This window comes from Dactylosporangium darangshiense (assembly GCF_039537565.1).
Lineage (GTDB): Bacteria > Actinomycetota > Actinomycetes > Mycobacteriales > Micromonosporaceae > Dactylosporangium > Dactylosporangium darangshiense.
Window position 1 is genome coordinate 227861 of record NZ_BAABAT010000002.1, and the last position, 25875, is coordinate 253735.

Genomic DNA, 25875 nt, shown 5'->3' on the forward strand with positions numbered 1-25875 from the left:
TCACGGCATACTGGCCGCCATGGCGCAGCGGACATTGAGCGATAGCGAAACAGCCCTGGTCGACCTGATCCGCTCGAGCGAATGGATGCTTCGCGTCCTCGCCGCGGTCCGCGACGAGCGCGTTGCCGACGCCTGGGTCGGCGCCGGCGCTCTGCGTGACCTCGTGTGGGGAGAGCGCTACGGGCCGGGCTTCTCGCCCGAACGGGTCCGTGACGTGGACGTCGCCTTCTTCGACCCGCACGACCTGAGCCGTGGCAACGACGAGCGGGTCGAAGAACGCCTCGGGCAGCGACTGCCCGGCGTGCCGTGGGAGGCGCGCAACCAGGCGGCGGTACACACCTGGTACCACGGCAAGTTCGGCGGCGACCCGGTCGAACCGCTGGCGTCGATCCACGACGCGCTGGCAACGTGGCCCGAGACGGCCACCGCCGTCGCCGTACGCCTCGGCTCGGACGACACCATCGAGATCTGCGCCCCGTTCGGCCTCGACGATCTGCTCGGCGGCGTCTGGCGGCGCAATCCGCGGCAGATCAGCGTCGAACGCTCCCTGGCCAGGCTGGCGCGCCACCAGCCGCAGACCCGCTGGCCCGCGGTCACCGTCATCCCGCCGCGGTGAACCGCCGGGCTTCGGGCTACTCCAGCGGTTGACGGGCGATCGTCCTGGCCTCCCGTCCGGTCAGCAGCCAGCCGCCGATGTAGGCGACGACCGGCAGGCCGAGCAGGATCGCCGCCAGGTTGAGCAGCGGCGGGTGTGCCAGCCAGTGCGCCTCCTTGTGGTACCAGGCCAGCATCGCCAGATAGGCGCAGCCGGTGCCGATGACCGCGCCGGTCAGGGCGAGGGCCCCGGCGGTGGCGGCGGTCAGCGCGCGACGGGTGCGACCGCGCGCGCCCGCCGCGGCGAGCGTGCGCAGGTCCCGTGCCGTCTCGCTGCGGATGAGCCCGACGGTCATAGCGAGCACGCCGAGCGCGACGGCGATGCCGGCGCCGGTGAACTGGGCGGCGAGGCGGGCCTCGTCCGCGCCGGTCGGGCGGGACTCGATGTAGAGCCCGGCGGCGGCCGCGGCGCGCTGCGCCTGGTCGACCTGCGCCGTCGTGAGCTTGTCCGGCGCGTCGATCAGCCAGCCCACCGGCATCTCGGTCACGTGCAGCTTGGCCATGCCGCGCGCGGTGATCAGGAGGTTGGGCACGTCCTTGTAGGCGGGCAGGTTCACGTGCTGCAGGACGGGCGTCCAGCGCGGGTTGCCGCCGGGGATCATGTCGTACCCGTTGAGGTTGGCCAGCGGCGTGAGCACATCGGTGTCGGCGTTGACGCTCGCGGGATCGATGCCGTAGTGGGCGAGGACTTCGGGGGTGGCGACGAAGATCGCGACCGTGTCGTCGCTGCTGTACACCACGCTGCCGGCGGGCTCGCCCGGCAAGGGTTTGTGGGGTTTGGCCAGCACGATCGGCGGGATGCCGCCGGTGTCGCGCTCGGGCGGCGCGTTCGGGTCGACGACGCCGACCAGGGGCACGACCGTGGCGTGCAGCTCGGCGGCGATCGTGTCGGCGTGGCGGCGCATGTCGGCCGCCGGCACGGACGGCACGGGCCCGTTCATCGCCTCCCGGCCGAGCCAGACGACGAGCTGGTCGGCGGGCACGTTGCCGCCGCTCGGTGTGGCGGTCTTGGCCACGGCGACGGCGGCGGCGAGGGCGACCGTCGCAGCGATGCCGATGGCGAGGGCGATCGCGGCCAGCGCCGCGCCGGAGCGGGCCCGGTAGCGGGCCAGGTCGCGCATGGCCAGCCGCGACGCCAGGGGAGCGTGGCGGGCGATGCGGCCGATGGTGGCCACCCCGACCGGGGCGAGCAGCAGCACCGCGAGCGCGGTGGCCAGCACGCCGCCGATGATGTACGGCGGTTTCGTCTGCTGCGCCAGGTACAGCGCGGTCAGGCCGGCGGCGAGCAGCACGGCGCCGAGCGCGGCGAAGCGGTGCGCCGGGCGGGGCGGCGCCGGCCGGGCGGACAGGGCGGCGACGATCGGGATGCGGGCGGCGGCCCGGGCCGGCCACCAGGCGGCGACGACGGCGGTGACGGCTGCCAGCGCGACGGCGACGATCAGCGGCGCCCACGGCAGCCGGAACCGGTCGATGCGGTGGCCGAGCATCGGCTCGAACGCGGGGCTCAGCGCGACCCAGCCGGCGACCCCGGCCACGGCGCCGGCGAGCGCGCCGGCGCCGCCGATGACCGCGCCGTTGGCCAGCAGGACCAGCCGGATGTGCCGGTGGCTCGCGCCGATCGCGCCGAGCATGCCCAGTGCCCGCAGCCGCCGCTGGGCCATGACGTTGAACCCGGCGACCGACAGCAGGCCGACGAACACCAGCCCGATCGTGGCGAGCAGCAGCACGAGGATGCTGGCCGCGTCCGCCTCCTCGTTGCGGCGCTGGGTCGACGCGCCGTCGGGCCGCGGTTTCGCGAGGAACTGCGCATGCGGTACCCGCACGAGCGCATCGACGTGATCGACGGTGGCCAGCTGGCCGGGCGCGACGAGGGCGAACCGGTCGGCGAAGTCGAGCGGGTTCTCCACCAGGCCGACCACCGTGCGCTGCCGGCCGTCGGCGCTCCAGGTGCCGCCCACGTGCAGGCCGACGAGGGTCGCCACGCGCTCGGTGACGGCGATCTCGCCGGCGCCCTGCGGCCACCGGCCCTGATCCAGGCGCAGCATCGAGCGCCCGTACGGCCCGCCGGGGTCCTGGGCGCGCACGTCGATGCCGTCGGCCGTGCCCGGGATCTGGATCTTCTTGCCGTGCTCCATGACCTCGACGGTGCCGTACGCGTCGCGCAGCTGGGCAAGATCGGCCTGCAGCCGCGCGCCGGTGCTCTCGAGCGTCACGATGTGGTCGGCGGTGCCGAAGCGCGACGCCTCGGACGGGGCGTTGGCGGCGATCCCGAGCCCGGCGGTGGTGGCCGCGACGGCGAGCAGCAGCAGCGCGAGCACCAGCGACTGCTGGCGCCACTCGCGGCGAAACAGCCGCCACGCCCAGCGCACCACGGCGCGGCGGGCGGGCATGCCTCCGGTGCCGGTGCCGAGGTCCAGCGGCCGGTCCTGCACGGCGAGGCTCATCGTGCGGCCTCTTCGCTCAGCAGCGAGTCCGGCCCGGGCCGCGGCGCGGTGCGGTCCACCACTCGGCCGTCGCGGATGAACAGCACCCGGTCGGCCCAGGAGGCCAGCTGCGCGTCGTGGGTGACGACCACGGCGGCGACGCCGCGCTTGCACGCGGCCAGGATCATGCGCATGACGGCCTCGCCGTTGGCCGAGTCCAGCGCGCCGGTCGGCTCGTCGGCCAGCACCAGCCGCCGGTCGCCGACGACGGCCCGGGCGATCGCCACCCGCTGCCGTTCGCCGCCGGAGAGCTGGTCCGGGAACCGTCCCGCCCGGTCGGCGAGGCCGAGCTCCTCCAGGGCGCGCATCCCCGCGGCGCGCGCCTTGCCGGCCGTCATGCCGTCGAGCTCCAGCGGCAGCGCCACGTTCTCGGCGGCGGTGAGGCCGGGCAGCAGGTTGAAGTCCTGGAACACGTAGCCGATCGCGCGCCGGCGCAGCCGGGCCCGGTCGTCGCGCGACATCGCCGACAACGGCTGCCCGGCGACGAGCACCTCGCCGCCGGTCGGCGTCTCCAGCGCACCGGCGATGGTCAGCAGCGTGCTCTTGCCGGAGCCGCTCGGGCCCATGACGGCGACCATCCGGCCCGGCTCGACGGCCAGGTCGACCTCGCGCAGCGCGTGCACCTCGTCGGCGCCGTCGTGGTAGGTCTTGGACACTGCGCGCAGTTCGAGGACCCCGCTCACCGGCGCACCCCCGCCCTGCGCCGGATCAGCGGTGTCGCCGTGCGGGCCGGTGCCGGCGGTTCGAGCGCGGCCCGCTTGAGCCGGCCGTCGGCGGTGTCGAGCCATCGTACGACCGAGTCGAGCCGGAACAGCTCGGCGTCGACGACGAGCGCCAGGCCGATGTCGAGGTCGGCCTCCTCCTCCTTGAGGCGGGTCCACTGCTGCATGAGCTCCACGAGGTAGCGCCGGTGCGACTGGATGACCTCGTGCACGTCGACGCCGGGCAGCCGTACCGCGACGAGGATCTTGATGACCAGCTCGTCGCGCGGCGGCGAGGCGAGATCGGGTGGCGTGCGCAGCCAGCCGGCGAGCTCCTCGGCGCCGTCGGCGGTGATCCGGAACCCCTTCTGCGGCCCGGGATCGGCGTCGTCGTCGGACTCGACGAGGCCGTCGCGCTCCAGCCGCTGCAGGGTGGTGTACACCTGGCCGACGTTGAGCGGCCACACCTCGCCGGTGCGCGCCTCGAACTCCTCGCGTAGCTGCAGCCCGTACTTGGGACCCTCGCTGAGCAGCGCCAACAGCGCATGCCGGATGCTCACGTCATCACCTCACTCGATATCATGCCGCGTAGCATACTCGGTATAATACCGCTGGTCCAGCGGCGCGGATGGCTTGACGGTCGCCCGCATCAGTTTTATGGTTTTACTATGGAACTAGATAAAGATGGTCCGTCGCGGATCCGCTTCGTGCTCGATCCGGGTTCCGGCGTGCCGACCTACCTGCAGCTCGTGCACCAGGTCGAGCAGGCGATGCGGCTCGGCGTCCTGCGCGACGGGGACCGCCTGCCCCGCATCAAGGACGTCGTCGAGACCCTCGCGATCAACCCCAACACGGTCCAGAAGGCCTACCGCGAGCTCACCACCCGCGGCGTCGTGCACACCCAGCAGGGCGTCGGCACCTTCGTGCGCGGCACCCTGCCCGTGGTCGACCTCGCCGGCCAGGCGGCGCTGCGCCGCAAGCTCGTCGCCTGGGTCCACGCCGCCCGGGAGGCCGGCCTCGACCACGGCGGCATCAGCGCCCTCGTCGCCAGCGTCCTGCACGAGGAAACGGCGCCGGCGCCGGCCCGCGCAACCCGGCGACGCGAGGGGGCGGCATGAACGCCGTGGAGGCGTTCCGGCTCACCCAGCGCTACGGCCGGACGGTAGCCCTCGACGACTGCACCCTCGCCGTCCCGGCGGGCCGCGTCGCCGCGCTCGTCGGGCCCAACGGCGCCGGCAAGTCCACACTGCTGGAGCTCGCGATCGGGCTGCGCCGCCCCACCGCCGGACGCATCGAGGTCCTCGGCGCGCAGCCGGGCGCCCGCCGCGACCGGGTCGGCTTCGTCGACCAGCACGCCGCGCTCTACCCGGCGCTGACCGTCGCCGAGCTGCTGCGCCTCGCCGAGCACCTCAACACCCGGTGGGACGCCGCGACCGCCTGGGGCCGCATCGAGGCGCTCGACCTGCCGCCGCGGCGCCGCTACGGCACGCTCTCCGGCGGCCAGCAGGCCCAGGTCGCCCTCGCGCTCGCGTTGGGCAAGCGCCCCGAGCTGCTGCTGCTCGACGAGCCCCTGGCCCGCCTCGATCCGCTCGCCCGGCACGAGTTCCTCGCCGCGTTGCTCACCGCCGTCGCCGAGCACGAGATCTCCGTGCTGTTCTCCTCGCACAACCTCGCCGAGCTCGAACGCGCCTGCGACTACCTCGTGGTGCTGCGCGACGGCGCGGTACGCCTCGCCGGCGACGTCGACGACCTTCTCGAGCACCACCAGCTGCTGACCGGCCCCACCGACCGCATCGGCGACGTCGCCGCCGCGCACCCGATCGTGTCGCGGGTGCAGGCCGCCGCGCAGGCCCACCTCATCGTCCGCACCCGCGAGCCGCAGGCCGGGCCGCCGCCGGGATGGCAGCGGCGCGCCGTCACTCTCGACGAGCTCGTCCTGGCGTACCTGCGTTCGGACGCCTCCGCACTGCCCGGCCCGCGTCAGCTGGTGACCCGATGAGCCGCCCGCGCATCCTCTGGCCGACCTGGCGGCTGCACCGCACCGCCCTGCTCACCAGCGCCGGCGTCCTGCTGGCCCTGGTCGGCCTCCTGGTGTACACCGGCATCAAAATCCGGGCGTCCTACCACCAGCTCGGCCTCGACACCTGCGGATCGGCGTGCGGCTCGGCCCAGCTCAACGCCTTCTCCGAGCAGGCGCAGCGCTGGGGCCTGTGGACGCAGTTCCTCGCACTGCTGCCCGGCCTGCTCGGCATGTTCGTCGGCGCGCCCATGCTGGCCCGCGAGTACGAGTCCGGCACGTTCCGCTTCGCCTGGACCCAGGCCGTCACACCCCGCCGCCTGCTGCTGGCCAAGGTCGCCCTGCTCGGCGGCGCGCTCCTGGTCGCCACGCTCGCCTTCAGCGCATTCTTTCATTGGTGGTACACCCCGATCGCCGTCGTCAAGGACCGCCTCGCGCCCTGGGCCTACCACGCCGACGGCGTCTACCTCGCCGCGGCAACGCTGTTCTGCTTCGCCCTCGGCCTGCTCGCCGGCGCCGTGCTGCGCCGCACCGTCCTGGCCATGTTCGTCACCGGCGCCGCCTGGGTCGTCGTGTTCTTCACCGACTGGCAGCTCCTGCGCCCGCATTTCGCCACGCCGGTCCTGAGCGCGGCCGCCACCAACGGCCTCGGCCACGGCGGGCAGCCCTGGGTCGTGGACAGCTGGCAGGTCGACGCCGCCGGCCGCCGCTTGTCCGACGCCGAGTGGAACGCGGTGGTCGCCCTGCACGCCCAGGACCGCACGTGGAGCCGGGCCGACTACACCACCTGGATGCTGTACGAGCCCGGCTCCCGGTTCTGGGCCTTCCAGACCCTCGACGCCGCCTGGCTGGTCACCCTAGCGGCCGCCTTTGTGCTGGCCACGCTGTGGTGGCTGCGCCGGCGCCCGACCTAACCGGCGTGCGGGACCGGTCGGGCCGGTTCAGTGCGGGAACGCGCGAGGTATGCGCGGCGTGACCTCGTCGCGGAAGGTCTCGATGCGGGTGGCGACCTGGCGCATGCCGTAGGTGTGCTCGATCCGGTCCAGATACAGGCATCGCGCGGCCAGTTTGTCGAGCTCGACCGTGAAGTAGATGGCCATGAGTGGGTTGACGAACAATGTGCTGCCACTGGTACGCCGGGTGAACTGCACGTCGCCGAACGCGCCCCGGGTGGCGGCGGCGATCTGGCCGTTGACGATGCTCGGCCGTATCGGCGTCGCGGCCTGGGCGTCGGCGACGGCGTCACGGTACAGCTCGGCTTCGCGGCTGCGGCCGGGGATCGACAGCGCGCCGAGGTATCCGCCGTCCCGGTCGAGCGCCGCGAGGTTCTCGAGCACCTGCGTGTGCACCACGCCGTGGTAGGCGTCGATGCCGAAGCCGAGGCAGGTCACCAGCTTGACCGGCACGTCGAGGCCGGCGACCGCGGCCAGGCTGGTGATGTCCTCCACCGGCGTGCCGAGGCCGTCCTCGTCACCGCGAAGGAGAATGTCCGTGCCGCCGTCGACCAGCACGATCGCATCGATGCCCAGCCGCTCCACGAGGTGGTGGTAGGCCGCGCGCAGCCGTTGCACGCCGACCTTCGGGAAGGCGAACACGGTCGCGGGTAGGTCGTGTGCGGCGAGCCAGCGGGCGAGGGTCCGCTCCGGGAAGTAGTCGTCCGGTCCACGCGTGTCCACGCTCACCTCGGCGACGTCCGGCCCCGCCCAGGCGTCGAGGTCGAGCAGTTCAAGCTGGGTGAACGAGAGATTCGCAAGGTGGACCTCTGCGCCGCGGTCCCAGAGTGCGACCGCCAGCGGCAGCCCGGCGTAGACGTCGAAGCCGCCGCCCGCACCGGCGATCAGCACCCGGTTCGCCTTGGCCAGGGCGGCCATCAGCGGCGGCACGGCAAGCGACGCGGCCGCCATCGAAAAACCAGTCACGGAACCATGATCCTGAATCATCGCAATGCGCGGTGGGCGGCGCGTGGGTTGGACGCGCCGCCCACCGGGACTCGGCTTACGTGGCGGGTCGTGCGCCGAGTCGTGTGGTTGCGGCCTGGGGTGATCGTCTGGGTTGATCGATTGCCGGTTGGGTCAGGTGTGGCTGCCGGCGGGGTTTTGTTGTCGGCCAATACTTATTCCTCGCCAGCGCCGAGCGCAAGAGTTGCGGCGGGCCGATCTGCGACGAGCCGGTCCGGCGCTACGCGGACCCGCGCACGACGAGCCGGGTGGGCAGCAGCAGCGGCGTCGGCTCGCGCCCGGCCAGAGCCAGGACCAGCATCCGGGCCAGTTCCCGGCCCAGGGCTCGCACCGGCTGGTGGACCGTGGTCAGCGGCGGGTCGGTCTGCTCGGCGATGGCGAGATCGTCGAAGCCGATGACGGCGACGTCGTCCGGGACCCGCCGGCCGGCCTCACGCAGCGCGCGCAGGGCACCCGCGGCCATGTTGTCGTTGGCGGCGAAGACGGCGTCGAGGTCCGGGCGCCCGGCCAGCAGGGCCGCGGTGGCGGCGTGCCCGCTGGGCTCGGTGAAGTCGCCGTCGGCGGTGCCGGCCGAGGCGAGGCCGGCGAGGGTCAGGGCCTCGAGGTAGCCGCGGCGGCGGGTGTCGTTGACGTTGGTGTCGGTCTGGCCGTTGATCATCACAATGCGGCGGCGGCCCTGGGCGATGAGGTGCTCGACGGCGAGGCGGGCGCCGCCCGCGTTGTCGGCGTCGACGAACCAGTGCGGCTCGCCCCGCAGCGGCCGGCCGCCGAAGACCGTCGGCAGCCCGGACTGCTCGGCGATGCGCGCGAGGGGGTCATCGCCGCGCAGGGCCATGACCATCATGCCGTCGACCCCGCGGCGGTCCAGCAGGTGGCGCAGGCGGGTCTGGCCGCGCACCGACGTGGCCAGGCACAGCATCAGGTGCAGGTCGGTCTCCTCGATCGCCTCCGAGACCCCGACGATGACCTGGGCGAAGAACGGGTCGGCAAAGATCTCGGGACGCTCGCCGGAGATGGCCAGGGCGACGGTGTCGGTGCGCGACGTGGCCAGCGCGCGGGCGGTGCGGTTCGGGTGGTAGCCGAGGTCCCGGATCGCCCGCTCGACGGCATCGCGCGTGGCGCGGCTGACGTTCGGCGCGTTGTTGATCACCCTCGATGCGGCGGTCCGCGAGACCCCGGCCCGCTCCGCGACCTGGTCGAGGGTCGGCGGCCGGGTCATGCGTCTCCCTCCATATCCGTCGTCGAGGCGGGCCGCCAGTGTACCGCTTTGGAAGCGCTTCCAGTGGCGACGGTATTGACATCTATGAGTATCGACCGCATCGTAAGTGGAAGCGCTTCCAGTCGTGCGGCACCGCCTGACCGCACGCCATCCGCCAGCAGCGGCGCCCCGGTGTCGTACCCGTCGATCTTCTACGGCTGCCACTACACGCTGTGCAGCCCCGGCACCGCGCTGCCCAAGCAGGTGTCCACGATCGGCACCGCGCCGAGCAGCATCAGCTACACCTACGTCGGCAACGCCACCTTCGACGCCTCGTACGACATCTGGATGGACCCCACTCCCAAGACCAACGGCGTGAACCAGCAGGAGATCATGATCTGGTTCAACCGCACCGGCGGCGTGCAGCCGGTCGGCGCGGCCACCGGCACCGCGAGCATCGGCGGGCGCAGCTGGACGGTCTGGACCGGCAACAACGGCGGCAACAACGTCGTGTCCTACGTCGCCCCGGCGGCGATCACGTCCTGGAGCTTCGACATCAAGCCGTTCCTGCTCGACAGCATCAGCCGCGGCTACGGCGCCAGCAACTGGTACCTCACCAGCGTCCAGGCCGGCTTCGAGCCTTGGCGCGGCGGCGTCGGCCTGGCCGTCACCTCCTTCTCCTCCAGCGTCACCAACGCCACCGGCGGCGGTGGCCACGCGATCACCGGCATCGGCGGCAAGTGCGTCGACGTGGCCGCGGCCAACCCGGCCAACGGCACGCAGGTCCAGCTGTACACCTGCAACGGCACCGCGGCCCAGCAATGGACCGTCGGCACGGACGGCACGGTCCGCGCCCTGGGCAGGTGCCTGGACGTGGCCGCCGCAAACTCCGCCAACGGCACGCGGGTGCAGCTGTACGACTGCAACGGCACCGCGGCCCAGCGCTGGACGGCCGGCACCGACCAGACCCTGCGCGCGCTGGGCAAGTGCCTCGACGCCGCCGGCGCCTCCTCCGCGGACGGCACCCCGCTGCAGATCTGGGACTGCGCCGGCAGCACCAACCAGAAGTGGACCATCACCGGCTGACCCACCAGTGGCAGGACGCCGCCACCTTGGGATGCGGCGTCCTGCCACTGCGCAGCCCATGTCGGCGCCCGGCAGGTTGCGGCATAACCGCGGGAGCGACGGGTAGCGTCCTTTCGTGAACGCACGGACGAGTGAGTCACCCGTCGGGATCACCCCGAACCTGTTCGGCATCGCGTACGGGCTGACAGGCTTGGCCGGCTGCTGGGGCTACGCCGCGCTGCTGCATCTCGCTCCCGCTGTCGTTTCCGACATCCTGTGCCTCTTGGCCGCCGTGGTCTGGCTGACGCTCCTCGTCAGCTATGTCATGCAGGTACAGCGGCGACCCGGCGGATGGCACGCGGAACTGACCCACCCGGTGCTGGCGCCGTTCGTCTCGCTGATCCCGATCGTCGGCATGCTGTTGTCGATCGGCCTGATGCGACACGATCGCGCGACGGGTCAGTGGCTGTTCGGGGTGTTCGCCATCGTCACGGTCGTGCTGGCCGGGTGGATGACCGGCCAATGGATCGCCGGCGGCCTCGACTTGGACAAGCTGCACCCGGGATATGTGCTCCCGGCCGTCGCCGGAGGACTCATCGCCACCATCGGCGCGTCGCTCGCCGGCTGGTCAGGCCTCGCCCGGGTGTTCTTCGGCCTCGGTCTCGTGTCGTGGCTCGTCGTCGAGTCGATGATCCTGGCCCGGCTGTACTTCCGCCCACCGCTTCCCCCGCAGCTGCAACCCACCCTGGCGATCGAGGCGGCCCCACCCGCCCTCGCCGGCCTGGCGTACCTGGCCATCACCCACGGCAAGGTCGACGCCGTGGCCTTCGGCCTCGCCGGCTACACACTCCTGGCGGCCCTCATCCAGCTCCGGCTCGTCGGCGTGTACCGCCACCTGCACTTCACCTCCGGATTCTGGGCGTTCGCCTTCCCCTACGCGGCGGTCGCCACCTTCACGCTGCACTGGGTCGTCTACGCCCACCCGCCGGGCTACCGGATCTGGGCCTGGGTCGTCATCCTTGCGATCACCGCGTTCGTCGCCGCCCTCGCGGCCGAGACGACAGCGGCCCTCGCCCGGCACCGCTTCCTGCCGCAGCTGCACTGAGCACCCACATCTGTGGCCGCCTATCGCGGGGTGTTGGTCGGGAACGGATCGGGCGGCAGTGCCGGTCGTTGTGGCCGGGTGATGTGATGGTCGATTCCGGAGATCTCCAACCGGTCCAGCCAGGGGGCCGCGCGTTGTCCTGCGTACCAGCCGGATACACCGCCGGCGAGGACGATCACCGCAGCGAGAGCCCTGAGCCAGCGTCGGCGACGGTACGCCCCATTTGGCCTGGGTTTCTGATCGCGCCACCAAGGGGCAATGATCGAAGCAAGCAATACCCGGTCGGTCATAGCTGTGCCAGCACCTCCTGTGCCAGGACGGTCGCCGACGACGCCAGCGCGTCCTCGGTCAGCGGGGCCGCGTACCGCACCTGGACCACCGTCGTGCCCAGCCGCGCCATCAGGTAGACGTTCTGCGGCCCGTCCAGGAAGTACCACGCTTCGTCGCCGAGCGCGACGGGAATGATCCGGCGGTTGATGGCGCGCAGCATGCCCTGTCGGGCTGCGTTGACCGGGTCGAGGCCATCGTGGCGCACGAACCGCATGACGGCCAGGTCCAGGTCGACGTCGGGGCCGGTCACCGTGCAAGCGCTGCCGCGGACCCCAGTGTTGCGGAAGCGTTCGTCCGACGGTGGCCTGTGTTGCGGTACCAGCCGGTCCAACAGATCTGGCCGCACCATCGGGCACACCGCGGCCGGCGGCGAGGGATCGAAGTCCGCCCCGTGCCAGCCGTACCAGAACCCGGCAATCGCGGCGAGCAACGCGCCGACGGCCGTGGCAACGACCCCCGTCCTCATGGCGCCATTCTGCGCCGCGGGCACAACACTCGCCGACCGTGGTGACTGCCCTTGACGCGCATCGGGTACCAGTCCAATACTTAGGCGTGTGCCTAAGTATCAGGACGGGCTCGACCGGATGTTCCACGCCCTCGGCGACGCCAGCCGCCGAGCGATGGTGGAGCGGCTGGCCGGCGGTCCGGCGTCGGTGAGCGAGCTTGCTCGCCCGTTCGACATGGCCCTGCCCAGCGTGGTCCAGCACCTCGGCGTGCTCGAGGCCGCCGGGATCGTGGAGTCCAGCAAGGTCGGCCGCGTCCGGACCTACCAGCTGGCGGCCGACGCACTCACCCCGGCGGCCGAATGGATCAGCCGGCAACGCCTGCCCGCCGAGCGTCGCCTCGACAGACTCGCAGCCTTCCTCGACACACCCACCCATAAGGAGACGACATGAACGACACGATCGAACGTAGTCAGACGCACGCGACCTTCGTCATCGAACGCACGTACCCTGTGCCCATCGTCGAGGTCTGGCACGCGCTGTCCGACAACGACGCACGGGACCAGTGGTTCGGCGGCGGGCCGGCGTTCGAGGTCAAACACAAGTCGCACGACTTCCGCGTCGGCGGACGCGCCACCGAGGAAGGCCAGTGGCACGGCGGCCCGCGGTCGCGGTTCGAGTCCATCTACACCGACATCGTCGACCGGTGCCGCATCGTCTTCACCTACGACATGTGGGTCGACGACCAGCACCTGTCCACATCACTGACCACCATCACGGTGGAACCCCACGACGACGCCACCCGCCTGACCTACACCGAACAAGGCGTCCACTTTGACGGTCTCGACTCGGCCGAAGGCCGCGAAGAAGGCACCCGGGCCATCCTCGACGGCCTGGCGTCCTTCCTGACTCGGAACGACCGACCGTGACCAGCGCCGGTACCGACCAGGCCACGACACCATCGCCCGGCCGGGTCACAACGCCGGCGCGTCGACTGGCCCTGATCGCCGCCCTGCTTGCCGGCCTGCTCCTGACCAACCTCGTTATATACGCCATCGGCCGCGCCCTCGGCGGCGCCTTCACCTACCAGCAGAACGGCACAGCCGTGCTGGTGGAACCCGTCGCGGTCACGTTCATGTCGCTCGCGCCGCTGGTGTTCGGACTGGGCCTGGTCGCGGCGCTGTCTCGCAAATGGCCGGCGACCATCCGTGTCGCGCGCATCGTCGCCCCCATTCTCGCGGTCGCCACCATCGCAGTGATGACGGTCCCGGCCGGATTCGACACCACCAGCGCGTTGTCCCTCGCGGCCATGCACCTGGCCCTCATCCCGGCATCGCTGCTCGCCCTCAACGCGCTTCCGCGCGGCCCCGGCCGAGCCACTCGACCGTTCCCGCCCCAATAGCCCGCGCCCGCGCCCGGAAGCAGTTCCCGGCGCGGCTCGGCAACACTGCACAACGCGAAGAGCTCAGTGCCCCGGCGCCGGTCAGACGCTGCTGTGCACCTCCTCCTTCTCCGTGTGGCGGCTGTCGGCCTGTCGGCGGGAACCGAGGGTGAAGGCGATCCCGCCCAACGCGGCCGTCACCCCGCAGAGCAGGAGCGTCGTCGGATAGCCGAGGTGCTCGACCGCCGCGCCGGACAGGATGCCGGAGACCAGGAGGCCGGCCGTGGACGCGTTGGCGAAGAGGGTGGTGGCGCGGCCGGTTGCCGGGGCGAGGAGGTCCTGGAAGTAGCGGATGCCGGCCGCCCCGACGATCGCGATCGCCACGCCGCGGAAAACCTGCCCGATCACGAGCATCAGCATGCCCGACGATACGACCGTCAGGGCGTAATAGCAGACGAAGGAGCCGAAGCCGCCGAGGATCAGGGCCCGCTGGCTGACCCGGGCGGGTACGACGGCCAGGCCCAGCGTGGCCACCACCTCGACCGCGGCGCAGACGCTGAAGAGCACGCCGACCGCCGCGGGCTGCTGATGCAGGGCACGCGTGACGAACAACGGCAGCGCCAGACCGCCCGCGAACATGGCGGTGAAGAACAGGGTGACGCCCACGGTGAGCAGGACAGGGGTGCCGCCCGGCGACGAGTTCGCAACCGCGACGGACCCGGGCCGCGGCACGACGAAAACGGCCAGCGCGGCAGCGAGAAACACCCAGGCGGCCGTCCACATCAGCCATGAGTAGCCGCCGCGGGACAGCACGAGCGCGCCCAGCAACGGCCCGACGGCCCACGCCAGCGACCAGGCCGAACGCAGCAGCGGCGCGGAACGCTGCCCGGCGGCGCCCTCGCCGAGCACGGAGCGGGCCAGGGCGAACAACTGCGGAAAGGCCGCGCCCATCGCCCCGAGCACCGTCGCCGCCATCAGGAGCAGCACCAGGAAGCTCGACACCCGCGGCAGCAGCACATAACCCGCCGAGCCCAACAGGATCACGACGATCGCGTACGTTCGCGCGGGGCGGCGGTCGAACAGCCGTCCCAGCCACCAGCCGATCGCGATCCCGCCGATGGCGAACACCGAGCCCCACACGCCGATCTGGAGGGGCGTCAGCCCGGCCGCATCGGCGCCGAAGAGCACGATGTAGGAATTGACCATCGAGTCCGCGATGCCGAGCAGGAGGACGGCGGCGAAGAGCGCGAGAAAAGGCACGTGATCTTCGTACCGGTCGGATCTCTCCGGCGACACCGATTAACCGTCCGCGCGGCCGAGGCCGGCCAGGTCCGGCATCGCGGTCTTCCGCCGCCGCACGTACGGCCCGTGAGAGCCGGAGAGCACTCGTCGTGCGGATAGACGTCGGCGATTCCGGCCAGACTTTTGCCGCCGGTCGGCCGCTGCCTGCCGCGATCCCGGCGACGCATGCTGATGCCGTCAGACTGTCGCTATCGAGCTGAGCGAGCACGTGGATCAGGCTGCCGATTTCTACGCCGAGACCCGGCGACTGCTGCGACAGGTCCGGCGCGCGCCGGACCTCGACCCGCGGCCGGTACTGGCCGAGATCGCCCGGCGAGAGGCCGAGGCCGGCGGCGCCGAGCGGGCCGGTCCGCGCCTCGCCATGGCGCGGCTCATAGCCGAGGGCCTGGTCGCCATCGAGGACCGCGACCGCGCCACCCTGATGGCTCTGCCCGGCCGGATCGACGAGCTTCTGCCGAGGATCGACAATCCCGGCGCGGCCGATGCCTTACGCGGCTTCGGGGCCGTGGTGGGCGTGTTCGCTCGCTGGGCCGAGGGCGACTCGGGCGCGTTCGAGGCGGCGGCCGCGGACCTCCGGGCGGCGTCCGCGGGCCTCGATGCCGACAATCCGTGGCGGGACCAGCTGGCGGCGCTGGACACCGTGATCAGCGGTGCCGGCGCTGAGCCCGTCGGCGCCCGGCTGCTGCGCTCGTACCTGATCGCCGAGCGCTCGAACCTGGGCTGGGCCGAGCGCACCGCGCTCGGCACCGCCATCGCTCACCAGCTGCTGTCGCGGCTCGACGAGTATCCGCAGCTGGCCACGTCGGCGATCGGGGAGCTGCGCGACGCCCTGCGCCGCATGTCGGCCGGCGACCCGGACCGCCCGCAGGTGCTCACGCTGCTCGGTCTGACCGTCCTGCGCCGCGCCCGGGACACCCTCGCGATGCCCGGCCGCTGGAGGCCGTTCGTGGTCCGGCCGTCGCTGCGGCCAAGGGTGCGCGCCCGTGCCGATCTGCGCACCGGCGTGGAGTTGCTCGAACAGGCGCTCGCCGAGGCCGCGGCGCCCAGCCACCCCGGCTGGGCAACCGGCGCCATGGCGCTCGCCACGGCCTACCGCGACGCCGGTCGCGACGCCGAGGCGCGCGCCACTGGCCTGCGCGCGCTGCGCGGGTACGCCTGGCAGGCACTGCTCCAGTCGCACGCGGCCGCCGCGGCCGGCGCGGCCATGAGGGCGCCGGAGAACGCCATGACGGTCGCCGCCTGGCACATCGCGGACGGCGACGCCGGCGGGGCGGCGGCCGCCTTGGACGCCGGTCGGGGTCTCGTCCTGCACGCTGCCGCGTCGGTCGACGACGTGCCCGCCCTGCTGGTCGAGGCGGGCGCCTCGGACCTCGCCGCCCAGTGGCCCGCCGGCGAGGTGCCGATCGAGCTGCGCCGCGCCGCGTTCGAGCGGCTGACGCTCGGCGCGACCCTGCTCGACCCGCCCACCGCCGACGAGATCCGCGCGGCGCTGGCCCGCGCCGGGTTCGACGCGCTCGTGTACCTGGTCGCCGACACACACGCCGAGCCGGCCGGGACCGCCGGGGCGGCCGTGGTCGTCCCCGCCGACGGGCCGCCCGCCGTGCACCGCCTGCCCAACCTCACCGCGCCGCCGTATCTGGTGCGCGGCGGCGGGCGGGAGATCGGGGCGTGGGCACCCGGGCCGCCGGACGAGCTCGGGGCGCTGTGCGAGTGGGCGTGGGACGCGGCGATCGGCCCGTTGCTCGACGCGCTCGGACACGCCGAACCGCGGCTGGTGCTCGTGCCGATGGGGGAGTTGGCCGGGGTACCGTGGCATGCCGCGCGGCACGACGGACGATACGCGATCGAGCGGGCCGTCTTCTCCTACGCAGCGTCGGCACGGATGCTCTGCCGGACCGCTCCGGCGGCCACCACCGGCCCGGTCCTCATCGTCGGCGACCCCGACACCGGCGGCGCCGCGACCGATCTCGCCGGTGCGCGCCGCGAGGCCCTCGCGCTGCGCGAGCTGTACCCCGGCGCGCGATACGTCGGCCGCCTCGCCGACGGCACCCCGAGCCCGGACGGCGCCGGCACGCCCGATGAGGTCCTGGGGTGGTCGGGCGGCGTGCTGCACCTGGCCTGCCACGGCACGGTCCGCGAGCGCACCGGCGCCGGCGACAGCTCGTTCCTGCTGCTGGCCGGCGGTGAACGGCTCGCGGCCGAGCGGCTGATCGCGGCCCGCGGGACGGCCCGGCCCGGCCTCGTCGTGCTCGCCGCGTGCAGCAGCGGCGTGTCGGGTCGCGGCCCGGACGAGGCGTTCAGCCTCAGCACCGCATTCCTCGCCGGCGGCAGCGGGGCCGTGGTCGCGGCGCAGTGGAGCGTCCCCGACGAGGCGACATCCACGCTCATGCTGCTGTTCCACCGGTACCAGCGCCGTCGTGGCCTTCGGCCCGTCGATGCGCTGCGTGCCGCCCAGCGCGACCTGGCCGGCACCGACCCCGGCGCCTGGGCCGGCTTCGTCCACTTCGGACGATAGGCGCCCCGGGTGTAACGGTTTTGGGCCCGAAAACGCTGCGGGCCGGCGCGATGTACAGCAGTCGATCAAACATTTAGGCTTCCTTCCAAATCGATGCTCGTGCGGCCGAGGGAGTCCTCCGATGCGCCGAATCCTTGCGGCACTCGCCCTGATCCTCGCCGTCCTCGTCGCACCCGCTCAGCCGGCCGCAGCCGCGGTGACCCCGTTGCAGATCTACGGCGCCTGGCACTGCGGCAACGACTTCTGCACCTGGGGTGCCGTGCGCACGGTGGCCGAGTTCGACGCCCAGAACCACTGGCTGGTGGACCGTGGCGACGGCCGTCCGTCCGTGAACGTCGTCGTGCTGAGCTTCGTGGACCCGCAGAAGCTGCTGCACCTGACCGACGACGCGACCACCGTCGCGGGCGTCCCGCGGGGCATGACGCCGGAGATCGTCGGCTACTTCACCGGCCGCGGCATCCGCGTGATGCTCTCGATCGGCGGCATCACCTACACCGACGCCTGGAACGCCGCCCTCGCCGAGAACGCCGCACAGCTCGGCCGCAACGCCGCCGCCGTCGCACAGCGGCTCGGCGTCGGCATCGAGATCGACTACGAGGAGAACACCAATCCGAACCTCGCCGGGCTGCAGGCGTTCATCGACGCCTACCGCACGGCGCTGCCGTACGACGCGACCGGCGCCAACCCGGCGGCGCGGCTGACCATCGACGTGGCCGCCGGCGACCGGTGGCTCATCTCCCTCAACCGCAAGGCCACCGCCGACTGGCTGCGCACCGACCGGCCGGTCCTGGACTACGCCAACGCGATGGTGCCGGCGCGGCAGCCGTCGGCGAGCGCGGCGATCGGGAACTGGCAGGAGCACCTCGACGGCAAGCCGACGTACGCGCCGCCGGTGCCCCCGCTGGCCCCGGCCAAGTTCACCGGCGGGCTGTACGTCGCCAACGGGGGCCGGCCGCTGCCGGAGTGTACCGACTTCGCCTCGTCGCTGCAGCGCTCCACCGGCACGTTCGTGCAGTCGGCGGCGCCCCACGGCGCGGGCACCACCGCCGGGCTGCTCGGCTACATGTTCTGGGCGGCCGAACGGCCCTCCACCCGCGGCATCGGCACCGTGCCGCCGAACACGTGCGAGGGCGGGATGGGCGCCGGCGCCACCGCGTATCAGATCCCGATCCCGATGCCGGGGCTGCGGCAGAGCTGACCGAGGCCGGCACAGGCCGATGAACGGGGGGCCGCGACCGGCCCGTGCCGCCTGCACGGGCCGGTCGCTGCGGTCCAGGGCCGCGCGGTCCGCCGGTCGAGGACGCGGGCGTTAGGGATTCGAACGGCCGGGTAGCGCCTCGCTGGTCAGGAGAACGTCGTACCCCCGCGTGGAGGTCGCGACATGCTTGATCGCGAACCGGCTTTCCGCCCGCTGCGCCTGCGCGACGGCTCTGCGCCGCTGGAGGATCTCGGCCTGATCGGCGACGGCGCGAGCGCCGCGCTCGTCGCGCTGGACGGCAGCGTGCCCTGGCTCTGCGTGCCGGGCTTCGACGCCGACCCGCTGTTGTGCGGGCTGCTCGACTCCGCCGACGGCGGGCAGTTCCGGGTGACGCCCGAGGGTGTCGTCGAGGCGCGGCAGCGGTACCAGCCGGACACCGGCGTGCTGGAGACGGAGCTGCGCACCGGGACCGGGCTCGTGCGGCTCACCGACGCCATGGCCCTGCGCTCCGGCGCCGACCTCACCGACGACACGCCCGCCGACCGGGGCGAGCTGGTACGGCTGGCCGAGGTTCTGGACGGCACGGTCGCGCTGCAGGTCAGCGTGCGGCCGCGCGGCGGCGGCGTCGCCCGGCCGGCGCTCGGCGGGCTGGAGATCGTGGCGCCGCAGCGGCCCGGGGTCCGGCTGCACCTGCGATCCAGCCGACCGCTGCACGGCCTGGACAGCCGGTACGAGCTGGCCCGCGGCGACCGGGTGGCGCTGGCGCTGTCGTGGGGCCGGATGCACCGCCACCACCGGTTGGATGCCGAGTCGAGCCTGCGGCAGACGGCCGACGCCTGGCGGCGATGGATGACCGGCTGCTCGTACGACGGCCCGCAGGAGGCGATGGTCCGGCGGGCGGCGATCACCTTGAAACTCTGCGACCACTGGGTCAACGGTTCGCTCGTCGCCGCGCCGACCTCCTCGCTGCCGGCGCCCGTCGGCGGAGTACGCAACTGGGACTACCGCTACGTCTGGATCCGCGACGCGGCGTTCGCCGTCTTCGCACTGCGCCGCATCGGGTTCGCCGGCGAGGCCGACGCCTTCCTGGGCTGGGTGCTCGACGCATTCGAGCAGAGCCGCCGGCCCCGGATCATGTACACCCTCGACGGCGGTCCGGTGCCCGACGAGCGGGTGGACCCGCAGCTGCGCGGATACCGCGGCTCCGCGCCGGTCCGCTGGGGCAACGGCGCGGCCGACCAGCGCCAGCACGACATCTACGGCGAGGTCCTGGACTGCGCCGACCAGTGGTCGCTGGCCGGCGGCCTGGTCGAGCCCGGGCTCTGGGCGGACCTGTCCGGCGTGGCCGACGCGGCCGCCCGGGCCTGGCGGCAGCCCGATCAGGGCATCTGGGAGGTGCGCAGCGAGGGCCGCGTCTTCACGTACTCGGCCGCCCTGTGCCAGGTGGCCCTCGACCGGGCGGCCACCATGGCCGACCGGCTCGACCTGCCTGGACCGGCACCGCGGTGGCGCAAGACCGCCGACGAGATCCGCCAGGCGATCATCGAGGACGCGTGGAACGAGCAGGAGCAGACGATCTGCGAACACCTCGACGGCCACGGCGGAGTGGACGCCAGCCTGCTGGCCCTGCCGCTGCGCCACGTCGTCGCGGCCGACCATCCGCGGATGGTTGCGACCACGAAAGCCGTCACCGAGCGGCTCGGCGCCGGGAACGGCCTGCTGTACCGCTATCGCCACGACGAGTCCCCGGACGGCATCGCCGGCGACGAGGGCGCGTTCCTGCTGTGCAGCTTCTGGCTGGTCGACAACCTGACCGGCCAGGGACGCCTCGACGAGGCGGAGGAGCTCTACACCTCACTGTGCGGGCGGGCCAGCCCGCTCGGCCTGCTCGCCGAGCAGGTCGACCCGGCGAACGGTGAGCTCGTCGGGAACTTTCCACAGGCGTTCAGCCACATCGGGGTGATCGCCAGCGGCGTCACTCTGGCCAGGGCGAAGGAAGGGGCGGTGGCATGATCCAGCAACTGGTGATCCTGGGGGCGACCGGCGACCTGACCGCGCGGTACCTGCTGCCCGCCCTCGGCGCGCTGCGCACCGCAGGGCACATCGACGAACGGTTCGGGTTCACCGCCGTCGGGCGGGAGGACTGGACCGACGACGCGTTCAGGGCCTGGGCCGCCGACCAGCTCGACCGGCACGCGCCCGACGTCCCGGCCGAGCGCCGGCGCGACATCGTGACGGCCGCGCGGTACCGCAAAGCCGACGTCACCGATCCGGACGCCCTGACCGCCGTGCTCCCGCACGACCAGCCGGTCGCCGCGTACCTGGCCCTGCCGCCGTCGATCTTCCCCGCCACGGTGACGGCGCTGTACGCCGCCGGTACGGCGACCGGCAGCACCATCGTGCTGGAAAAGCCGTTCGGCGAGAGCCTGCACGACGCGATCGAGCTCAACCAGCTGCTGTCCGACCGCTACCCGGAGCAGAACGTCTTCCGGGTCGACCACTTCCTGGCCATGGCGACCGTGCTCAACCTCCTCGGCGTCCGGCTCGCCAACCGGGTCCTGGAACCGATCTGGAACGGCACCCACATCGAGCGGGTCGACATCGTCTGGGACGAGTCGCTGGCGCTGGAGGGCCGGGCCGGGTACTACGACGGTGTCGGCGCGCTCAAGGACATGCTGCAGAACCACCTGCTGCAGCTGCTGTGCCTGGTCGCCATGGAGCCGCCGGTCAGCCTCGGCGACCGCGACCTGCGCGACCGCAAGATTGACGTCCTGCGCTCGGTGCGGCCGCTGAGCCTGCACGACGCCGCCCAGCGCACGCGCCGGGCCCGCTACGCCGCCGGCGCGGGGATTCCCGCCTACGTCGACGAGCAGGGCGTCGACCCCACGCACCACACCGAGACCTTCGCCGAGATGCTGCTCGAGCTCGACAACTGGCGCTGGCCGGGCACGACGTTCCGGCTGCGGACCGGCAAGGCGCTGCGGGCCAACCGCCAGGAGGTCGCGGTGCATTTCCGGCCGGTACCGCACATGCCCTTCCATGGCGACGTCACCGCGACGCCCAACGTGCTGCGCTTCGGCCTCGAGCCGGAGTCGGTCTCGCTGCACCTGACGGGCACCACGACCCGGGGCGACGTGCTCACGCCGCTCACCCTCGCGGCCACGCCGGAGCCGGCCGACCTGCCGCCGTACGGCCGGCTGCTGCTCGACGTGCTGCACGGCAACCCGGCGTTGTCGATCCGCGCGGACGAGGCCGAGGAGTCCTGGCGGGTCGTCACCCCGGTGCTCGATGCCTGGGCGAAGGACCTCGTTCCGATGGAGGAGTACCCGGCCGGCTCGGACGGCCCGGCCCCGCGCTGACCCTGAGGAGATCACCGTGGCAGCCACGTCGTTGCGCAGCCGGCAGTGGTGGGACAACCCGGCGAACCCCGACATGACGGCGCTGTATTTGGAGCGCTACCTCAACTTCGGCCTCACCCGGGCCGAGCTGCAGTCCGACCGGCCCGTCATCGGCATCGCCCAGACGGGCAACGACTTGGTGCCGTGCAACCGGCACCACGTCGAGCTCGCCGAGCGGGTGCGCGACGGCATCCGCGACGCCGGCGGGATCCCTCTGGAGTTTCCGGTGCACCCGCTGCAGGAGACCGGCAAGCGCCCCACCGCGGCCCTGGACCGCAACCTCGCCTACCTCGGCCTGGTCGAGGTGTTGTACGGCTACCCGCTCGACGGCGTCGTGCTGACCACCGGCTGCGACAAGACGACCGCCGCCTGCCTGATGGCGGCCGCGACGGTCGGCATCCCCGCGATCGTGCTCTCCGGCGGGCCGATGCTCAACGGGTACGTCGACGGGCGGCGCGCCGGGTCGGGGCTGATCATCTGGCAGTCGCGGCGGCTGCTCGCCGCCGGGAAGATCGACTATGCCGAGTTCATGAACCGGGTGGCGTGCTCGGCGCCGAGCATCGGGCACTGCAACACGATGGGTACCGCGCTGACGATGAACAGCATCGCCGAGGCGCTGGGGATGTCGCTGCCCGGCTGCGCGGCGATCCCGGCACCGTACCGGGAACGCGGCCAGATCGCCTACGACACGGGCCGGCGGGCCGTCGAGCTGGTCCGCGCGGACGTCACCCCGGCCGCGATCATGACGCGGGAGGCGTTCGAGAACGCCATGGTCGTCACCGCGGCGATCGCCGGGTCCACCAACTGCCCGATCCACCTCATCGCGATCGCCCGTCACACCGGGGTGGAGCTGACCAACGACGACTGGGAGGCCGTCGCCGGGGACGTGCCGATCCTGGCCAACTGCGCACCGGCCGGCGAGTACCTCGGCGAGGACTTCCACCGCGCCGGCGGCGTGCCGGCGGTGATGCACGCGCTGGCCGACGCCGGCCGCCTGCACACCGACGCGATGACCGTGAACGGCCGGACGATCGGCGACAACGTCCGGGACGCGCGCAGCGCCGACCCGGACGTCATCGCGGAGTACGACAAGTCCTTCGCACCCCGCGGCGGCTTCCTCGTCCTGCACGGCAACCTCTTCCGCTCGGGAATGATGAAGATGTCCGTCGTCACCGAGGAGCTGCGGTCCCGCTACCTGACCGCGCCGGCGGTGACCTGGCGGGCGGTGGTCTTCGACGGGCCCGAGGACTACCACCGGCGCATCGACGACCCGGCCCTGCAGATCGACGAGAACTGCGTCCTCGTCATCCGCAACACCGGCCCCATCGGGTATCCGGGCTCCGCCGAGGTGGTGAACATGCAGCCGCCGACGGCGCTGATCCTGCGCGGCGTCGAGGCGATCCCGACCCTGGGCGACGGCCGGCAGAGCGGCACCGCCGACGCACCGTCGATCCTCAACGCCAGCCCGGAGGCCGCCGTCGGCGGCAACCTCGCCATCCTGCGCACCGGCGACCGCATCACCCTCGACATCCCCGCGCACCGCATCGACGTCGAGCTCAGCGACGACGAGATCGCCGCACGCTGGCGGGAGCACACCCCGCCGGAGCTGGACAACCAGACGCCCTGGCAGGAGCTGTTCCGGGCGCACACGGGCCAGATGGACACCGGCAGCTGCCTGGACTTCGCCGTGGGCTACCAGGACGTCGTGCACACGAAGGGAATGCCCCGTGACTCACACTGACCGTGGAACGATCATGGTCGCCGACTACGACTTCGGCGACGTGGACATCGAGCGGGCCATCGCCGAGGAGGCCGGGTTCGCGCTGGAGGCGCACCAGTGCAAGTCCGAGGAGGAGATCATCCGGTACGGCCGCGACGCCGACGGCATCCTCACGCAGTACGCCAGCATCGGCGCGACGGCCATGGACCAGCTGCCGAACTGCCGCGTGATCGCCCGGTACGGCACCGGCGTCGACATCGTCGACGTCGACGCCGCCACCCGCCACGGCATCCAGGTCACCAACGCCCCGAACGACTGGTGCGCCGAGGAGGTCGCCGACCACGCGATCGCCCTGTGGCTGTGTGCCGCCCGGAAAATCAACGAGTACGACGCGGCGGCCCGCACCGGCGAGTGGCGCTGGCAGACCGGCGAGCCGATCTGGCGGCTGCGCGGGCGCGTCTTCGGCATCCTCGGCTTCGGCGCGATCGCCCAGCGCATCGCCGAGCGGGCCCGGCCGTTCGGGGTCGAGCTGCGAAGCCACGACCCGTTCGTGGACGACGCGCAGATCCGCGCACACGGCGTGCGCCCGGTCTCCTTCGACGAGCTCGTCGAGGGGTCCGACTACCTCGTCATCCAGGCGCCGCTGACCCCGGACACCCACCACCTGTTCGACAGCGCGACGCTCGCCCGCATGAAGCCGACCGCGATGCTCGTCAACACCGCCCGCGGGCCGATCGTCGAGGACGCCGCGCTCGCCGACGCCCTGGCCGACGGCGTCATCGCGGGCGCCGCGCTCGACGACCTGGAGGAGGAGCCGGCCAAGCGCCGCGACTGGCGTCCGGACAATCTGCTGCTGCGCCTGCCGAACACCGTCGTCACGCCGCACGCCGCCTACTACTCCGAACAGTCGCTGCGCGCGGTGCGCGCCATCGCGGCACAGGAGGCCGTCCGGGTCCTCACCGGCCACAGCCCCCAGTCGCCGGTCAACACCATCAGCAGCTGACCAACGAGCGCGACGTAGTTCAGTCCGCCATGTAGTCGGCGGCCCAGACGAACCGCCCTATCCCGGCGGCGACGGCGAGCAGACGGTCGTTCTCGGCGTCGCCGACCATGGTTGACGCCGCCAGGTCGATGCCGTGCACCTTGCTGAGCCGCAGGACGAGCCCGGGCTTCGGCTTTCGGCAGCCGCACCCGGCGTCGCGGGGGTGCGCGCACACGGCGAAGGCGGTGATGACGCCGCCGACGGCCGCGGCGAGCTGCGCGCAGAAGTCGTCGAACCGCTCCCGGCCCAGCGTTCCCTCGGCGATGCCGGCCTGGTTGGTCACGACGAAGACCGGGGTCCCGGCGAGACGAGCGAGCCGCCGCGCGACCCCGGGCAGCACGCTGACGCGCCCGCCGCCGTCGAAGGCGATCTCGTCCCGCCCATCGAGCGCCAGCAGCGTGCCACCCAGATCGAAGAAGTACCCAGGCCGTCCGATGGTTCCACGGTAGCGGACCACAACCGTCTTGATCTCAACCTAGGTTGAGGTTCTACGGTCCACGGGTGTCACCGGAGTCGATCGCGCACCCGAAAGACCTGCTCACCGTCGGTGAGGTCACCGCCCGCACCGGGGTGGCGCCGTCCGCCCTGCGCTTCTACGAGGCCGAAGGGCTCATCACGGCCGAGCGCAACCGCGGCAATCAGCGGTTGTACCGGCGGCACATGCTGCGTCGCATCTCGCTCATCCTCGCGGCCAGGCGGCTCGGCATCCCGCTCGCCGACGTCGCGGAGATCTTCACCACCCTGCCCTCCGACGAAGCGCCGAGCCACCGGGACTGGGTGCGCGTGTCACGGTTGTGGAAGAGCCAGCTCGAGGACCGGCGACGGTACATCATGAATCTCGAGCGCCAGCTCACCGCCTGCATCGGGTGCGGCTGCCTCTCGATGCGATCGTGCGACCTGCTCAACCCGGACGACCGGCTCCGAACGCGCGGAGTGGGACCGGTCCGTCTCGACGAGTCGAGCGCGCGGGACGCTCCGGCGTGATCTCACGCCGGGGCGCCGTCGTGGATCTGCGGCGGCAGGGCCGCGACGAGCGCGTGGTCGCCCGGAACGCGTCCGACCTTCGCCGCCCCGCCGGGGGAGCCGATCGCGGTGAAGAACCCGGCGTTGACGGCGGTGTACATGCTGAGCTCGGCGGGAAGGTCGTCCTCGTAGTAGATGGCTTCGACCGGGCAGACCGGCTCGCAGGCGCCGCAGTCGATACACTCGTCGGGTTGGACGTAGAGCATCCGGTCGCCCTCGTAGATGCAGTCGACCGGGCACTCGTCGACGCATGCCTTGTCCATCAGGTCTACGCACGGCAACGCGATCACGTAGGTCATGCCGCGGAGACTAGGAGCTCAACCGCACTTGAGCTCAAGTCTC

At 72.5% G+C, this 25875-nt stretch carries 25 protein-coding genes; 16 read left to right on the forward strand and 9 right to left on the reverse strand.

The annotated features are described in order from the left end of the window. The first annotated feature begins 19 nt into the window (after positions 1 to 19). Complete coding sequence (locus ABD901_RS04630) at positions 20 to 616, forward strand: nucleotidyltransferase family protein (protein WP_345121568.1); 597 nt, start codon at positions 20 to 22, stop codon at positions 614 to 616. Positions 617 to 632: 16 nt separating this feature from the next. Here the strand turns inward: ABD901_RS04630 and ABD901_RS04635 are convergent, their stop codons facing one another. From ABD901_RS04635 to ABD901_RS04645, 3 genes are read right to left on the reverse strand one after another with little or no spacing between them, the layout of a single operon-like run. Continuing rightward, positions 633 to 3098: an FtsX-like permease family protein gene (locus ABD901_RS04635; protein ID WP_345121569.1), complete on the reverse strand. Its 2466-nt coding sequence runs from the start codon at positions 3096 to 3098 to the stop codon at positions 633 to 635. Further along, the gene (locus ABD901_RS04640) at positions 3095 to 3820 is read right to left on the reverse strand and encodes an ABC transporter ATP-binding protein (RefSeq protein WP_345121571.1); all 726 of its coding nucleotides are present in this window, start codon (positions 3818 to 3820) and stop codon (positions 3095 to 3097) included. The genes ABD901_RS04635 and ABD901_RS04640 overlap by 4 nt, the downstream gene beginning before the upstream one ends. Beyond that, positions 3817 to 4398: a PadR family transcriptional regulator gene (locus ABD901_RS04645; RefSeq protein WP_345121573.1), complete on the reverse strand. Its 582-nt coding sequence runs from the start codon at positions 4396 to 4398 to the stop codon at positions 3817 to 3819. The genes ABD901_RS04640 and ABD901_RS04645 overlap by 4 nt, the downstream gene beginning before the upstream one ends. Positions 4399 to 4506: 108 nt before the next feature. On the opposite strand from ABD901_RS04645, the gene ABD901_RS04650 reads away from it, so the two are divergent. The 3 genes from ABD901_RS04650 to ABD901_RS04660 are packed head-to-tail and all read left to right on the forward strand — an operon-like array spanning position 4507 to position 6769. Beyond that, complete coding sequence (locus tag ABD901_RS04650) at positions 4507 to 4956, forward strand: GntR family transcriptional regulator (RefSeq protein ID WP_345121575.1); 450 nt, start codon at positions 4507 to 4509, stop codon at positions 4954 to 4956. Then, entirely contained in the window at positions 4953 to 5837 is an 885-nt protein-coding gene (locus ABD901_RS04655; protein WP_345121577.1) for an ABC transporter ATP-binding protein, read from the forward strand. Before ABD901_RS04650 ends, ABD901_RS04655 begins: the two co-directional genes overlap by 4 nt. Then, on the forward strand, positions 5834 to 6769 hold the full coding sequence (locus ABD901_RS04660) for an ABC transporter permease subunit (RefSeq protein ID WP_345121579.1): 936 nt from the start codon (positions 5834 to 5836) through the stop codon (positions 6767 to 6769). Before ABD901_RS04655 ends, ABD901_RS04660 begins: the two co-directional genes overlap by 4 nt. 27 nt (positions 6770 to 6796) lie before the next feature. Here the strand turns inward: ABD901_RS04660 and ABD901_RS04665 are convergent, their stop codons facing one another. Continuing rightward, entirely contained in the window at positions 6797 to 7774 is a 978-nt protein-coding gene (locus ABD901_RS04665) for a DUF1152 domain-containing protein (RefSeq protein ID WP_345121581.1), read from the reverse strand. Positions 7775 to 8033: 259 nt separating this feature from the next. Continuing rightward, on the reverse strand, positions 8034 to 9032 hold the full coding sequence (locus tag ABD901_RS04670) for a LacI family DNA-binding transcriptional regulator (RefSeq protein WP_345121583.1): 999 nt from the start codon (positions 9030 to 9032) through the stop codon (positions 8034 to 8036). 84 nt (positions 9033 to 9116) lie between these two features. Between ABD901_RS04670 and ABD901_RS04675 the strand changes: the two genes are divergently transcribed. Both ABD901_RS04675 and ABD901_RS04680 read left to right on the forward strand, forming a co-directional pair. Next, positions 9117 to 10097 carry a GH12 family glycosyl hydrolase domain-containing protein gene (locus tag ABD901_RS04675; protein ID WP_345121585.1) on the forward strand — a complete coding sequence of 327 codons (981 nt, stop codon included), beginning with the start codon at positions 9117 to 9119 and terminating at the stop codon, positions 10095 to 10097. Between the two features lie 115 nt (positions 10098 to 10212). Next, positions 10213 to 11181: an SLAC1 family transporter gene (locus ABD901_RS04680; protein ID WP_345121587.1), complete on the forward strand. Its 969-nt coding sequence runs from the start codon at positions 10213 to 10215 to the stop codon at positions 11179 to 11181. Positions 11182 to 11467: 286 nt separating this feature from the next. On the opposite strand, the gene ABD901_RS04685 is transcribed toward ABD901_RS04680, so the two are convergent. Next, a complete protein-coding gene (locus ABD901_RS04685; RefSeq protein WP_345121589.1) occupies positions 11468 to 11977 on the reverse strand; it encodes a hypothetical protein in 510 nt (169 codons plus the stop codon). Positions 11978 to 12065: 88 nt separating this feature from the next. Between ABD901_RS04685 and ABD901_RS04690 the strand changes: the two genes are divergently transcribed. The 3 genes from ABD901_RS04690 to ABD901_RS04700 are packed head-to-tail and all read left to right on the forward strand — an operon-like array spanning position 12066 to position 13356. Further along, positions 12066 to 12407 (forward strand): ArsR/SmtB family transcription factor, encoded by a 342-nt coding sequence (locus ABD901_RS04690; RefSeq protein WP_345121591.1) that lies wholly within the window; start codon positions 12066 to 12068, stop codon positions 12405 to 12407. After that, positions 12404 to 12883, forward strand: coding sequence for an SRPBCC family protein (locus tag ABD901_RS04695; protein WP_345121593.1), 480 nt, complete (start codon positions 12404 to 12406; stop codon positions 12881 to 12883). The genes ABD901_RS04690 and ABD901_RS04695 overlap by 4 nt, the downstream gene beginning before the upstream one ends. Beyond that, positions 12880 to 13356 carry a DUF6069 family protein gene (locus ABD901_RS04700; protein ID WP_345121595.1) on the forward strand — a complete coding sequence of 159 codons (477 nt, stop codon included), beginning with the start codon at positions 12880 to 12882 and terminating at the stop codon, positions 13354 to 13356. The genes ABD901_RS04695 and ABD901_RS04700 overlap by 4 nt, the downstream gene beginning before the upstream one ends. A gap of 81 nt (positions 13357 to 13437) precedes the next feature. Here ABD901_RS04700 and ABD901_RS04705 read toward each other — a convergent pair whose 3' ends face one another. After that, a complete protein-coding gene (locus tag ABD901_RS04705) occupies positions 13438 to 14595 on the reverse strand; it encodes an MFS transporter (RefSeq protein ID WP_345121597.1) in 1158 nt (385 codons plus the stop codon). A 250-nt stretch (positions 14596 to 14845) separates the two neighbouring features. Between ABD901_RS04705 and ABD901_RS04710 the strand changes: the two genes are divergently transcribed. The 6 genes from ABD901_RS04710 (at position 14846) to ABD901_RS04735 (ending at position 24471) form a co-directional block, all read left to right on the forward strand. Further along, a complete protein-coding gene (locus ABD901_RS04710) occupies positions 14846 to 17152 on the forward strand; it encodes a CHAT domain-containing protein (protein ID WP_345121599.1) in 2307 nt (768 codons plus the stop codon). A 121-nt stretch (positions 17153 to 17273) separates the two neighbouring features. Continuing rightward, a complete protein-coding gene (locus ABD901_RS04715) occupies positions 17274 to 18350 on the forward strand; it encodes a glycoside hydrolase family 18 protein (protein WP_345121601.1) in 1077 nt (358 codons plus the stop codon). A 183-nt stretch (positions 18351 to 18533) separates the two neighbouring features. Then, entirely contained in the window at positions 18534 to 20363 is a 1830-nt protein-coding gene (locus tag ABD901_RS04720; RefSeq protein WP_345121603.1) for a glycoside hydrolase family 15 protein, read from the forward strand. Next, complete coding sequence (locus ABD901_RS04725; RefSeq protein WP_345121605.1) at positions 20360 to 21709, forward strand: glucose-6-phosphate dehydrogenase; 1350 nt, start codon at positions 20360 to 20362, stop codon at positions 21707 to 21709. Before ABD901_RS04720 ends, ABD901_RS04725 begins: the two co-directional genes overlap by 4 nt. Before the next feature lie 16 nt (positions 21710 to 21725). After that, positions 21726 to 23489, forward strand: a complete 1764-nt coding sequence (locus ABD901_RS04730; RefSeq protein WP_345121607.1) for an IlvD/Edd family dehydratase — start codon at positions 21726 to 21728, stop codon at positions 23487 to 23489. After that, the gene (locus tag ABD901_RS04735; protein WP_345121609.1) at positions 23476 to 24471 is read left to right on the forward strand and encodes a C-terminal binding protein; all 996 of its coding nucleotides are present in this window, start codon (positions 23476 to 23478) and stop codon (positions 24469 to 24471) included. The genes ABD901_RS04730 and ABD901_RS04735 overlap by 14 nt, the downstream gene beginning before the upstream one ends. A 19-nt stretch (positions 24472 to 24490) precedes the next feature. On the opposite strand, the gene ABD901_RS04740 is transcribed toward ABD901_RS04735, so the two are convergent. Continuing rightward, positions 24491 to 24967 (reverse strand): HAD-IIIA family hydrolase, encoded by a 477-nt coding sequence (locus ABD901_RS04740; protein ID WP_345121611.1) that lies wholly within the window; start codon positions 24965 to 24967, stop codon positions 24491 to 24493. Positions 24968 to 25011: 44 nt separating this feature from the next. Between ABD901_RS04740 and soxR the strand changes: the two genes are divergently transcribed. Next, the gene (soxR, locus tag ABD901_RS04745; protein ID WP_345121613.1) at positions 25012 to 25494 is read left to right on the forward strand and encodes a redox-sensitive transcriptional activator SoxR; all 483 of its coding nucleotides are present in this window, start codon (positions 25012 to 25014) and stop codon (positions 25492 to 25494) included. 2 nt (positions 25495 to 25496) lie between these two features. On the opposite strand, the gene fdxA is transcribed toward soxR, so the two are convergent. Next, positions 25497 to 25832, reverse strand: coding sequence for a ferredoxin (fdxA, locus tag ABD901_RS04750; RefSeq protein WP_345121616.1), 336 nt, complete (start codon positions 25830 to 25832; stop codon positions 25497 to 25499). Between the last annotated feature and the right edge of the window lie 43 nt (positions 25833 to 25875).